The sequence below is a fragment of the Streptomyces sp. NBC_00009 genome, assembly GCF_045040855.1.
Taxonomy (GTDB): domain Bacteria; phylum Actinomycetota; class Actinomycetes; order Streptomycetales; family Streptomycetaceae; genus Streptomyces; species Streptomyces aureus.
Genome location: NZ_CP108312.1, coordinates 289,132 through 301,511, shown reverse-complemented (window position 1 = coordinate 301,511; position 12,380 = coordinate 289,132). Strand labels below are relative to the sequence as shown.

General features: G+C 69.2%; 9 protein-coding genes and 1 pseudogene. 8 read left to right on the top strand and 2 right to left on the bottom strand.

What is annotated here, in order from left to right:
- Nucleotides 1–8 precede the first annotated feature (8 nt).
- The 8 genes and pseudogenes from OHA58_RS01365 to OHA58_RS01330 all read left to right on the top strand — a co-directional run.
- Nucleotides 9–998, top strand: a complete 990-nt coding sequence (locus OHA58_RS01365) for a carbohydrate ABC transporter permease (protein ID WP_405475433.1) — start codon at nucleotides 9–11, stop codon at nucleotides 996–998.
- 98 nt (nucleotides 999–1,096) lie between these two features.
- Complete coding sequence (locus OHA58_RS01360) at nucleotides 1,097–1,861, top strand: carbohydrate ABC transporter permease (RefSeq protein ID WP_405484671.1); 765 nt, start codon at nucleotides 1,097–1,099, stop codon at nucleotides 1,859–1,861.
- A gap of 57 nt (nucleotides 1,862–1,918) precedes the next feature.
- Nucleotides 1,919–4,141, top strand: a complete 2,223-nt coding sequence (locus OHA58_RS01355) for a glycoside hydrolase family 3 N-terminal domain-containing protein (RefSeq protein WP_405475430.1) — start codon at nucleotides 1,919–1,921, stop codon at nucleotides 4,139–4,141.
- Nucleotides 4,142–4,216: 75 nt separating this feature from the next.
- Nucleotides 4,217–5,299 (top strand): endo-1,4-beta-xylanase, encoded by a 1,083-nt coding sequence (locus OHA58_RS01350; protein WP_405475427.1) that lies wholly within the window; start codon nucleotides 4,217–4,219, stop codon nucleotides 5,297–5,299.
- 5 nt (nucleotides 5,300–5,304) lie between these two features.
- Nucleotides 5,305–6,360, top strand: a complete 1,056-nt coding sequence (locus OHA58_RS01345) for a non-reducing end alpha-L-arabinofuranosidase family hydrolase (protein ID WP_405475425.1) — start codon at nucleotides 5,305–5,307, stop codon at nucleotides 6,358–6,360.
- A 683-nt stretch (nucleotides 6,361–7,043) separates the two neighbouring features.
- A complete protein-coding gene (locus tag OHA58_RS01340) occupies nucleotides 7,044–7,484 on the top strand; it encodes an Lrp/AsnC family transcriptional regulator (protein WP_405475422.1) in 441 nt (146 codons plus the stop codon).
- Nucleotides 7,485–7,536: 52 nt separating this feature from the next.
- Nucleotides 7,537–10,500: an aminotransferase gene (locus OHA58_RS01335; RefSeq protein ID WP_405475419.1), complete on the top strand. Its 2,964-nt coding sequence runs from the start codon at nucleotides 7,537–7,539 to the stop codon at nucleotides 10,498–10,500.
- Between the two features lies 1 nt (nucleotide 10,501).
- Nucleotides 10,502–10,680: pseudogene (locus tag OHA58_RS01330) on the top strand (FAD-dependent oxidoreductase); the annotation flags it as partial.
- Between the two features lie 60 nt (nucleotides 10,681–10,740).
- Here the strand turns inward: OHA58_RS01330 and OHA58_RS01325 are convergent.
- Complete coding sequence (locus tag OHA58_RS01325) at nucleotides 10,741–11,376, bottom strand: SsgA family sporulation/cell division regulator (RefSeq protein WP_405484669.1); 636 nt, start codon at nucleotides 11,374–11,376, stop codon at nucleotides 10,741–10,743.
- A 298-nt stretch (nucleotides 11,377–11,674) separates the two neighbouring features.
- The gene (locus tag OHA58_RS01320; RefSeq protein ID WP_405475417.1) at nucleotides 11,675–12,364 is read right to left on the bottom strand and encodes a glycoside hydrolase family 11 protein; all 690 of its coding nucleotides are present in this window, start codon (nucleotides 12,362–12,364) and stop codon (nucleotides 11,675–11,677) included.
- Between the last annotated feature and the right edge of the window lie 16 nt (nucleotides 12,365–12,380).

The window sequence follows — 12,380 nt, the reverse complement described above, 5'->3', positions numbered from 1 at the left end:
CCTCTTCGATGACTTCCATCCAGACGCGCGACGTCCGCCAGGACGTCGCCAAGGAGCCGAGCGGCGTCAGTACCGACCGGCGCCCGCCGATGAGGCGGCTACGGGACTGGCTGACACCCTTCGGCTTCACCGTGCCGGCCCTCGTCCTGTTCTGCCTGCTCGTCCTCACACCGATCCTGTACGCGCTCTACGTCAGCTTCTTCAACTGGGGAGGGATCGGGTCGCCCTCGGACTTCGTGGGCCTCGACAACTTCACCCGCCTCCTCGACGACCCGGTCTTCCTCGGCGACCTGTCGCGCGGCGCCGTGCTCGTCGGCCTGTCGCTCGTCCTGCAACTGCCTTTCGCTCTCGCCATGGCCGTGCTCCTGAACCAGAAGCTGCGCGGGCGGGCCTTCTACCGGATGCTCTTCTTCGCTCCGTACGTCCTGTCCGAGGTCATCACCGGCGTCCTGTTCTCCATGATCTTCCAGCCGGACCAGGGGCTCGCGGACAAGGCGCTCGGAGCGATCGGCCTCGACGGTACCGGCGGCCTCTGGTTCGCCGGACAGAGCAGCGTCCTGCCGACGCTCTTCCTGGTCATGACCTGGAAGTACTTCGGCTTCCACATGATGCTCTACCTGGCCGGGCTCCAGGGCATCCCCGCCGAACTCCACGAGGCCGCCCGCCTCGACGGCGCAGGCGCATGGCAACGGTTCCGCCACATCACGCTGCCGCTGCTCGGGCCCACGATCCGGATGACCGTCTTCCTGTCCGTGATCGGCGCCATCCAGCTCTTCGACCTGGTGTGGGTGGTGACCCAGGGCGGCCCCGACCACCACTCCGAGACGATGGCCGTCACCATGTTCCAGTTCGGGTTCAAGCGCTACCAGGTCGGCTACGCCAGCGCGATCAGCATCGCGATGTTCCTCATCAGCCTCTTCTTCGCCCTCGTCTACCAGCGGTTCGTACTGCGCCGTGACACCGAAGGAGCCCTCACCAACATGCGAGCGACCCGTTGAGCGCGCCGGCCCGAACCCTGACCGCACGCGGCGCGGCCCGTCGGCGCCGACTGCGCTCCTTCCCCCTGTACGTGACCGCGTGGGTGGTCGGCGTCGTCATGGTGACGCCGCTGCTGTACGCGCTGATCTCCGGCTTCAAATCCACCGACCAGCTCTCAAGGAACAGCTTCGGACTGCCGTCCCCCTGGGTGGTGTCCAACTACACCGGCATCCTCGGCGACAGCGTCTTCTGGCGGGCCATCGGCTCCTCCACCCTCATCGCCGTCGGCACCACGGTCCTCACCGTGGGCGCGGCCGCCCTCGCCGCGTTCGCCCTCGCCCGATTCGCCTTCAAGGGAAGGGAGTTGCTGTTCACTCTCTTCACCATCGGCCTGATGTTCCCGTTCGCCGTGGCGATCCTGCCGCTGTTCGTGCTGCTGCGCACCTTCGGGCTGCTCGACAATCCGTGGGGCGTGATCCTGCCGCAGGCCGCGTTCGGGCTGCCCATGACCATCGTCGTCCTGCGCGGCTTCTTCCGGGAGATCCCCGGCGAGCTGGAGGAGGCGGCCACGCTCGACGGGTGCTCCCCGTTCGGCTTCTTCTGGCGCATCCTGCTGCCCATGGCGCGGCCCGCCCTCGGAACCGTCTCCGTCCTTGCCGTGGTGGGGAGTTGGAACAACTTCCTGTTGCCGCTGCTCGTCTTCAGTGAACCCACCTGGTGGACGATCCCGGTCGGTGTCCAGCAGTTCCAGGGCCAGTACTCGACCGACGTGGCCCGCGTCTTCGCCTATCTCGTGCTGTCCATGATCCCTGCGCTCGGCTTCTACGCGGTCGCCGAACGGCAGCTGATCGGCGGCATCACTATGGGCGCGACCAAAGGCTGACACCGCCCCGCCCGGCATCGCCGACACCACCTGCACGCAACGCACTTGAGGAGTTCCATGGCCAAGCCCTGGCAGGACACCACCCTGCCCGCCCACGTCCGGGCGGCGGACCTGCTCGCCCGCATGACCACCGAGGAGAAGACCGCCCAGCTCTCCAGCGTATGGGTCGGCGCGGACACCGACGGCACCGATGTCGCCCCCGGCCAGCACACCTACGCGGCCCGCAGTGCGGCCCTCGACGCGCTCCTTCCGTACGGGCTCGGCCAGCTCACCCGCCCCTTCGGCACCGTTCCCGTCGAACCCGCCGACGGCACGGCCCGCCTCGCCGAACTGCAACGCACTGTCCGCGCCGGCAACCGGTTCGCTCTGCCCGCGCTCGCCCACGAGGAGTGCCTGACCGGCTTCACCGCCTGGCAGGCCACCGTCTTCCCGACCCCGCTGGCCTGGGGCGCCACCTTCGACCCCGCGCTGGTGACGGAGATGGCGCAGGCCATCGGTACGTCGATGCGCGCGGTCGGCATCCACCAGGGGCTCGCCCCGGTCCTGGACGTCGTACGGGACCCACGCTGGGGCCGCACCGAGGAGGCCATCGGCGAGGACCCGTACCTGGTCGGCACCATCGGCACCGCGTACGTGCGCGGCCTGGAGGCCGCCGGGATCGTCGCCACCCTCAAGCACTTCGCCGGGTACTCCGCCTCGCGCGCCGCCCGCAACCACGCGCCCGCCTCGATCGGCCCGCGCGAGCTCGCCGACGTGATCCTGCCGCCGTTCGAGATGGCGCTGCGCGACGGTGGCGCCCGCTCCGTGATGCCCGCCTACAACGACATCGACGGCCTGCCCGCCCATGCCCATGCCGGACTGCTCACCCAACTCCTGCGCGAACAATGGGAGTTCACCGGAACCGTGGTTTCGGACTACTACGGCGTCTCGCTCCTCGAGGAGGCGCACCGGGTCGCCCACGGGGAGGGCAGTGCGGCGCGGCTCGCCCTCGCCGCCGGCGTCGACGTGGAGCTGCCCGCGGCCCGCTGCTTCAGCCCCGCGGACCCGCTCCCCGAGGAACTGCTCGACCGGGCCGCGCTGCGCGTCCTCACGCAGAAGTGTGAACTCGGGCTGCTCGACCCCGACTGGGAGCCCGTCACGGGCGACGCGCCCGTCGATCTCGACCCCCCGCACATGCGGGAGCTTGCACAGAAGGTCGCCCAGGAGTCGGTCGTCCTGCTCGCCAACGACTCCCGGGTGCTGCCGCTGAGCGACGGGCTGCGCATCGCGCTCGTCGGTCCGCTCGCCCACGAACAGGCCGCCATGCTCGGCTGCTACACGTTCCCCCGGCACGTCGGAGTCCACCATCCCGACCTGCCGACCGGTGTCGAGGTGCCGACGCTCGCCGAGGCGCTGCGCACCGAGCTGCCGGGCGCCGTGTTCGTCGACGATCCGGCCGGTGCCGATGTCTGCCTGGCCGTGGTCGGGGACCGCTCGGGCCTGTTCGGGCGCGGCTCGTCGGGCGAGGGATGTGACGCCGAGGACCTGGAGCTGCCGTATGGGCAGGCCGAGTTGCTCGACGAGGCGATGGCCTGCGGTGCGCCGGTCGTCATCGTCGTACTCAGTGGCAGGCCCTACGCGCTCGGCCGCTGGGCCGACCGGGCCGCGGCGGTCGTCCAGGCGTTCTTCCCCGGACAGGAGGGCGGCGGCGCCGTCGCGGGCGTCCTGTCCGGACGGGTCGAGCCGTCCGGGCGGCTCCCCGTCGCCGTGCCCCGCAGCCCCGGCGGCCAGCCCGCCCCGTACCTCGCTCCGCCGCTCGGCCGCCACGGCTTCCCCAGCACCGTGGACCCCACCCCCCTGTTCCCGTTCGGGCACGGCCTGTCCTACACGGAGTTCACCTGGGGCACCCCCGAGTGCGAGGCTCCCGAACTGCCCACCGACGGCGAGACGTCCATCCGCCTCACCGTCCGCAACACCGGCGAGCGGTCCGGCACCGAGGTCGTCCAGCTCTACCTCCACGACCCCGTCGGCACCGTCGCCCGCCCCGAGGTCCGGCTCGTCGGCTACGCCCGCGTCACGCTCGACGCAGGTGCGTCGGCCGAGGTCCACGCCACGTTCCCGGCGGACCTCGCCGCGTACACCGGCGCCGAGGGCCGCCGCGTCGTCGAACCGGGCGCCCTCGAACTGCGCGTCGCCGCGTCCAGCGAACGCGTCCATCACACCGTGCCGCTCACCCTGACGGGGGCGGAGCGGGAGGTCGGGCACGAGCGGCGGATGCGGTGCGAGATGCGCGTCAAGTGACGCGCCGGCACCACATGTACGACGTGCCGCGCAAAGACAACCGTTCATCCCTGCAACCCAGTTGAGGAGATCACCATGCGCACACCCGCACGCCGCGCCCGTACGAGAACCGCCGCTTTCGCCGTCGGCGCGGCCCTGGTCCTCGGTGGCCTCGCCGCCCCGGCCGCCCACGCCGACGCCGACCGGCACAAGGCCGCCACGCTCGACTCCCTCGCCCAGCAGACCGGCCGCTACTTCGGCTCCGCCGTCGACAACCCCGAACTCGCCGACACCGAGTACGCCGATCTGCTCGGCACCGAGTTCGGCACCACCACCCCCGGCAACGGCATGAAGTGGTACGCCACCGAACCCCAGCGCGGCGTCTTCGACTTCACGGCCGGCGACGAGATCGTCGACTACGCCGTCGCGAAGGGGCTCAAGGTCCGAGGCCACACCCTCCTGTGGCACAACCAGCTGCCGAGCTGGCTCACGAACGGCACCTGGACCGCCGACGAACTGAACTCCATCCTCAAGAACCACATCACGAACGTCGTCCAGCACTACAAGGGCAAGGTCTTCGCCTGGGACGTCGCCAACGAGATCATGAACGAGGACGGCACGTACCGGGAGAACATCTTCTACAAGACGCTCGGCCCCGGCTACATCGCCGACGCCCTGCGCTGGGCCCACGACGCCGATCCCAAGGTCAAGCTGTACCTGAACGACTACAACGTCGAGGGGATCGGGGCGAAGTCGGACGCGTACTACACCCTGATCAAGCAGCTCAAGGCGGACGGCGTGCCGGTCGACGGCTTCGGGATGCAGGCGCACCTCGCGCTGCAGTACGGCTTCCCGAACCAGATGCAGCAGAACATCCAGCGCTTCGCCGACCTGGGCCTCGACGTCGCCCTCACCGAGCTCGACATCCGCATGGTTCTCCCGGCGGACGCGGCCAAGCTGGCCCAGCAGGCCGACTTCTACGGGCGGGCCACCAGCGCCTGCCTTGCCGTGCGGCGGTGCGTGGGCATCACCGTGTGGGGCTACTCCGACCGGCACTCATGGATCCCGTCGGTCTTCGAGGGCGAGGGCGCCGCGCTGCCCTGGGACGAGAACCTGCAGCACAAGCCCGCGTACGACGCGATCGTGAACGCGCTCGTGGCCGCGAAGGGGAAGAAGTGACGGGCGTGCGCGGGCGAGGAGCGCTCGTCTCCGTGCTCGCCGCCGTGGGCGCGCTGCTCGTCGCGCTCGGCGCGGCGCCCACCGCCACGGCTCAGGGCGACGACCTGACGCAGTCCTTCGCCTGGTCGTCCAGCGGCCCGCTGATCGCGCCGCAGCCCGACGCCACGCACCCCGTGGTCTCGGTCAAGGACCCGTCGGTCGTCCGTTACAAGGGGAAGTGGCACGTCTTCGCCACCACAGCCGACACCTCCGGCGGCTGGAGCCTGGTGCAGACGACCTTCACCGACTGGTCGCAGGCGGGCGCGGCTCGCCAGACCCCACTCGACACCACGGCGATCGGCAAGGGGTACCGGGCGGCACCGCAGGCGTTCTACTTCGCGCCGCAGAAGAAGTGGTACCTCGTCTACCAGACGGGGCTGCCCTCCTACTCGACGACGACCGACATCGACGACCCCACGTCCTGGAGCGCGCCGAAGAACTTCCAGGACTCCATGCCGCAGATCATCAAGGACAACATCGGCAACGGCTATTGGGTCGACTTCTGGACCGTGTGCGACGAGGAGAAGTGCTACCTCTTCTCGTCGGACGACAACGGTCACCTCTACCGGTCCGAGACCACCGTCAAGGAGTTCCCGAACGGCTTCGGCAACACGAAGATCGTCCTCCAGGACGACCGGTTCGACCTCTTCGAGGCGAGCAACGTCTACAAGATCAAGGGCACGGCCGACCAGTACCTGCTCCTGGTCGAGGCCATCGGCAGCGACGGGCGGCGCTACTTCCGCTCGTGGACGTCGCACGGCCTGGACGGACAGTGGACACCGCAGGCCGACACCGAGGCGAACCCCTTCGCCCGCTCGACCGACGTGTCGTTCCCCGGCGGCGCCTGGACCAAGGACATCAGCCACGGCGAGATGGTCCGCGACGGCATCGACCAGACGATGGAGATCGACCCGTGCCGGCTGCGCTTCCTGTACCAGGGGCTCGACCCGTCGGCATCGGGTGACTACTCCCAACTGCCGTATCGCCTGGGGCTGTTGACGCAGACGAACAGCAACTGCTGAAACGGCTGAACTAGGTCAGGTGGGGGCGCGGCGCCAGCGGGCGCCGTGCCCCCAGGGCCGTTTCAGAGTCCGGTTGCAGCCGCTGGAGCGCCTCTTCGGTTTCCTCACCTGGCAGCTTTGGCGGCCTGACCACCACACCGATGGTGTCCGTCACAGCGGAACAAGCTCACTCATGCCTGAGGTACGGACCCGCCCCGGGTGCGGATGAATATTTGACAGGCAGGAGGGCATGAGGTCGGCTGTCGGCCGGTCCGCTTACCGCCGCCCCGGAGGACGCCTCGCTGCTCCTGGCCACGGCCCCCGCTCGTCTCGCGCCGATTCCTCAGCTGCCGCCCACCGACAGCTTGAAGCCGCCAGCTTGCGACGCCGACGCCGGAGTTCGCCTTGGCGGCCTCGGGTTTCCGGTCGCGCGTGAAACCGGCTGAGACGGCAGGGCCCCACGGGAAGCCCTGGTGATCTCCATGGGCGCCCAGGAAATGGGTCACCCCGCGACGCCCCGCCGCTGCCGGCTCGGGATGCAGCCACGGCCGGGGACTTCCCCGGGCCTGGAGCGCTCTCGCGCGTCCAGCGTCCTCGACACGCGCAATTCGATCGCCTACGGACTTGATTCGAGCGTTACGATCGGACATTGTGCTTGAAACAAGCGCAGTGCCTGCTGTTTAGGCAAGAGTGAGAGGTACTTCATGGACGACATCGATCGGGCCATCCTGCGGGAGCTACAGGTCGACGGCCGGATTCCCTATGCAGATCTGGGACCGAAGGTGGGATTGTCGCCCTCGGCTGCGAGGCTCCGGCTGCAGCGAATGATCGACGCCAAGGCCGTCCAGGTCGTCGGGGTGACCGATCCGATGACGATGGGCCAGCAGGCGATGGCGCTTCTGGGGCTGCGTGTCGACGGCGATCCCCGGGCAGTGGCCGATGAACTGTCCCGGCATGAGGAGGTCGTGTACACGGTCCTGACGTCCGGCGGCTTCGATCTGTTCGCGGAGGTCGTGTGCGCTCAGACTCGGGATCTTCTGGACTTCATCAACGATGTCGTGCGGCCCGTCGAGGGTGTCGCATCCGTGGAGAACTTCCCCTACTTCGCGATCCATACCCACCGTTTCCTGTGGCACGTCGACTGAGGGCACCGGAGCGTCCCAGCCCAGCCCGCCCGTACGAGCCGAGGAATTCCGCATGTCGCACGACGAGCACCGCACCATCGACTTCTTCACCGAGGACGCCCTTCCCGCACCGCGGGTGACGCCGGCCGACGCCGAGCGCATCGCTGCTCAGCACCTTGGGTTCGACGCACACGCACAAGCGCTGGGAAGCCAGCAGGACGCCAACTTCCTGCTGCGCGACGGGAACGGGGCGGACCTGGCCGTTCTGAAGATCGCCAACCCCGCCTTCGGCGCTGTGGAGATCGAAGCCCAGGACGCTGCCGCCGACCTGGTCTCCTCGGCGCACCCGGAACTGCGCGTCGCCACCGTCCTGCGGCGTCCTGACGGCTCCCCGCGTCGTACGGCGGTGGACACCGAGAGCGGGCCGGCCGTCGCAAGACTGCTGCGGCATCTGCCCGGCGGGACGTTCTCGGGACCCCGGCACCTCTCCGCCAGCACCGTGGCGGCCATGGGCACGATCGTCGGAAAAGTCAGCACCGCGCTGCGGGACTTCCGGCACCCGGGCCTCGATCGTGTACTCCAATGGGACCTGCGGTACGCCGACCGCGTCGTCGCCAAGCTCGCCGGGCACATCGGCGAGCCCGAGCGGCGCGCCGCCGTCCGCGCCGCGACCGCCCAAGCGTGGGCACGCGTCCAGCAGGTTGCCGACGTACTGCCGTCCCAGGCCGTGCACCTGGACCTCACCGACGACAATCTGATCCGTACGCCCGACAGTCGGCCCCCCATGCCGGACGGCGTCATCGACTTCGGTGACGTGACCACCAGCTGGGCGGTCGGCGAACTCGCCGTGTCGCTCTCCTCGATGCTCCACCACGACGGGGTCGAACCCCACCACGTACTGCCGGCCATCCGCGCCTTCCACACCGTCCGGCCGCTCTCCCCGGAGGAGGCGGAGGCGTTGTGGCCACTCGTGGTCCTGCGCGCCGCCGGCCTGGTCGCCAGCGGGCGCCACCAGGCCGCCGTCGACGGGGACAACGCTTATGCCAAGGCGGCGCTCGACCGCGAGTGGCGCATATTCGAGCAGGCCACCTGCCTGCCCCTTCCGGTGATGATCCACCTCGTCAAGGACGCGACCGGCCTGGCCGGGGTACCCGCTCTGGCCGATTCACCGCCGCAGCCGCTTCTCCGGGACCTCGCCGCCGCCGACATCGTCCTCGTCGACCTGTCCACCGACGCCGATGCCATGGACGACGGAGCCTGGATCGACTCCGGCACCGAAGCCCGGCTGGTGACCACCGCGCTCGCGGACGGCGCGGCCGCAGTTGCCACACGGTATGCCCAGGCGCGACTCACCCAGGCCCCGGCACTGTCAGCCATTTCCGCAGCCACAGTGCCCACCGGTATCGACCTGTGGCTCGGTCAGGCCACCGTGGCACAGGCTCCCGCTGCGGGGGAGGTCCTCGTGGCGGACCGGGGCCAGGTCGAGATCGCCCACGGCTCACGGGTGCTGACCCTGTCCTTCCCGCCTACGGTTCGACCTCTCCTCTCTGTCGGCGCATCGGTCCAGGCGGGTGAGGACATCGCGCACCTCCCCTCTGGAGCCTCGATCCACATCGCGCTGCGTGCCGCTGCCGGTCCCGCGGTCCCTCCGCTGGTACGTCCCGAGTACGCCTCAGGCTGGCTGCCGCTCACCACCGACCCCGCACCGCTCCTCGGCCTCGCGGCCACCGGCCTCGCTGAGGGGACGGACCTGCTCGACCGGCGCGACGCCGTGTTCGCGACCGTGCAGGAGCACTACTACGCCAACCCTCCCCGTATCGAGCGTGGTTGGCGCCATCATCTCTTGTCCACCGACGGCCGCGCGTACCTCGACATCGTCAACAACGTCACCCCCTTGGGCCACGCCCATCCCCGCGTCGAGCGGGCGGTCTCCCGGCAGCTGCGACGGCTCAACACCAACTCTCGGTTCCACTACGCCTCGGTGGTGAAGTTCACCGAACGCTTCGCCGGCCTCCTTCCCGAACCTCTGGACACGGTGTTCCTGGTCAACTCCGGTTCCGAGGCGGTGGATCTGGGCCTCCGGCTGGCCATCGGCGCCTCCGGACAGCACGATGTCGTCGCACTCCGCGAGGCATACCACGGCTGGACGTACGCCTCCGACGCGGTCTCCACCTCGCTCCAGGACAACCCGAACGCCCTGGCCACCCGCCCCAGCTGGGTCCACACCGTGGACTCGCCCAACTCCTACCGCGGTCGGCACCGCGGCGCCGACGCCTTGCGCTACGGGCCCGAAGCCGCCGCGGTCATCGACGAGCTGGCCGCCGCGGGCCGCCCGGCAGGAGCGTTCATCGGCGAGACCTTCTACGGCAACGCCGGAGGAGTCGCCCTTCCCGACGGCTACCTCGCGCAGGTGTACGCCGCGGTGCGCCGTCACGGCGGCCTCGCCGTCGCCGACGAGGTCCAAGTCGGTTACGGCCGCCTGGGGAACTGGTTCTGGGGCTTCGAACAGCAGGAGGTCATCCCCGACATCGTGTGTGTGGCCAAGGCAATGGGCAACGGGCACCCCCTCGGTGCCGTCATCACCTCCAAGACGGTCGCCGATCGCTACCGCGAGCAGGGCTACTTCTTCTCCTCCACCGGCGGCAGTCCGGTCTCCAGCATCGTCGGCCTCACCGTCCTGGACACCCTGCGCGACGAGGACCTCCAGGGCAACGCGGTCCGCGTCGGCGGCCATCTGAAGCGCCGGATGGAGGCACTGGCCGACCGCTACGGCATCATCGGCGCCGTCCACGGCTCGGGCCTCTACCTCGGCCTCGAACTCGTCAGGGACCGCACCACCCTGGAACCGGCCACCGAAGAGACCGCCGAGCTCTGCGACCGCATGCTCGACCTCGGCGTCATCGTCCAGCCCACCGGAGACCACCTCAACATCCTCAAGATCAAGCCGCCGCTGTGCATCGACACCACCGCTGCCGACTTCTTCGCCGACATGCTCGACCAGGCCCTCACCCAACTCGGCCACGGCCACACCTGCTGACACCGGGCTCGGCGTCGGCGCTTCGCGCTTCGGCGCCGAGGTGATGTTCGACCTGCTCGCCAACGAACGCGCCGCCTCGACCTCGTACGCCGCAAGCCGCTGCCCTTCCCGCCCGAGCCCGTCCGCTCGATCGGCATCGTCCTGACCCAACACTCCCTCGGAACACGTCTCTCGAACGCATGGCTATCGGTCGGCATGCAGGCTGACAGACCCCGCTCTGCGGCCTTGGGCGGCTGCGGATCAGCCGGGGCAGAGTGTCCTTGCAGGTGCCGCAAAAACTTCGCAGCACTGATCAGGCCGACGCACGCCTCGACCAGTTCCGGGCCGGAAAGGCTGCTCCCCGTTCTCACCCCGACTGCGGGAGCTGGTCGTGGCGGGTGGACTGTTCCTACCTGCGGTTTCCCGTTGATGTTTCCAGTGCGGGCCGGTCTCGTGAGGGAGGAACGTCTTCCTCGCACGGCAACGGGCATACAACGGCGTCGCAGCACGGGGCATCCGTGGCGTTCCTGTCCGTTTACCGCACGGCGGGCGGGTCCTGGTCCCCGTTGAGCAGTTGGTCGAGTTCCGCGTCGGCCTGTCTGGCTGTGCCTCGCTGCCGAACGGCATCATGGCGTGGCTGCGCTCCAGGTAGAGCAGCAGCGCCTGGTGGTCGATGTGGATGCGGGCCTCGCCCTCCTCACTGCGGACTCGTAGCAGGACCGCGAGCGGCTTGCTGTGCTCGGCCACGGGCTCCGCGGTGATGTCTCCTATGCCCGCTGTACCGGTGAGGCCGGCGGACAGCAGGTCCCGCGAGACGACCCAGCAGGCGCTGCTGTGGCCGGGCCGGGACACGATCAGGCCGACGACGAGCGGCTCGTCGGTGGAGTACCTGAGCATGATGTCGCACCGTTCGCGTTTGCCGCCGGACAGGGTGACGAACCCCCGTGCGATGCCGTCGAGTTGACTGTCATTGTCCGGACTCACCCTGGCCATCACCTTCTCCGTTGCAGCCGCACGCCGACGACTTGCGCCGTCGCACGTACGTCTCAGAGATCGAACCCGGGCGACAGCGGACCCAGGACCTGGGTGCCGCAGGAGGTCTGGAAGTTCTTCACGCAGTTCTAGGCCTCTCAGGGCCGACTGCTCGCGTCGGTTGCGCACCGGAGCGGTGCGCAACCGACGCGAGGCGGCCGGATCAGCTGTTCACGGTGATGTTGGAACTGCCGCTGCTCTGGTACCCCTCGGTCGCCAGCATCATGTAGTAACTGAAGCTGCCCAGAGGCATGCCGGCGCGTGCCCACGCGTCAAAGTGGTTTCCGGTGGTGATGGCACCGCCGGTGCGCTTCGACTGCCGCACGCTCCAGTACTGGTTGAAGGTCTTGGTGCCCTCGACGGACGGCGCGTTGTACCGCGTCGTCTGGTAGATGTCGTAGGTGCCGCCGTCGCTGGTCACCGCTCCCTTGTAGGTGCCGGTGGGCCGGTAGGTGCCCCAGTTGTCGACGATGTAGTACTCGACGAGCGGGTTCGACGTCCAGCCGTAGAGGGCCAGGTAGCCGTTGCCGGACGGGCTGAAGCTCCCCGAGTACTGGACGGTCCTGCGGCTGCCGTTGCTCCAGCCCTTTCCACAGACGAAGTTGCCGCAATTCGTCCAGGACGTGCGGTAGTTGCCGCCTGAGGCCAGGGTCATGGAGACGGAGCCGCCGCCGTCGGTCCAGAACGAGTAGTAGAACCCGTTGTTGGTTCCGGTCTGGTTCGTCGTGATGGTCGTGTCCGCATGTGCCGAAGCGGGGAGCAGCAGGCCGGACGCGGCGCCGAGCGTCAGTGCGCCGACGCCGCCGATGACGCCTCTGCGGCTGATCCGGGTGCGGGTGTCGTCCTCGTGCACGCATCCTCCTCGTGAA

What these genes read in the sequence shown, in the direction of transcription:
- OHA58_RS01365 (WP_405475433.1), top strand. Translation starts at nt 9, where the DNA reads ATGACTTCCATCCAGACGCGCGACGTCCGCCAGGACGTCGCCAAGGAG.
- OHA58_RS01360 (WP_405484671.1), top strand. Translation starts at nt 1,097, where the DNA reads ATGGTGACGCCGCTGCTGTACGCGCTGATCTCCGGCTTCAAATCCACC.
- OHA58_RS01355 (WP_405475430.1), top strand. Translation starts at nt 1,919, where the DNA reads ATGGCCAAGCCCTGGCAGGACACCACCCTGCCCGCCCACGTCCGGGCG.
- OHA58_RS01350 (WP_405475427.1), top strand. Translation starts at nt 4,217, where the DNA reads ATGCGCACACCCGCACGCCGCGCCCGTACGAGAACCGCCGCTTTCGCC.
- OHA58_RS01340 (WP_405475422.1), top strand. Translation starts at nt 7,044, where the DNA reads ATGGACGACATCGATCGGGCCATCCTGCGGGAGCTACAGGTCGACGGC.
- OHA58_RS01335 (WP_405475419.1), top strand. Translation starts at nt 7,537, where the DNA reads ATGTCGCACGACGAGCACCGCACCATCGACTTCTTCACCGAGGACGCC.
- OHA58_RS01325 (WP_405484669.1), bottom strand. Translation starts at nt 11,376, where the DNA reads ATGCTCAGGTACTCCACCGACGAGCCGCTCGTCGTCGGCCTGATCGTG.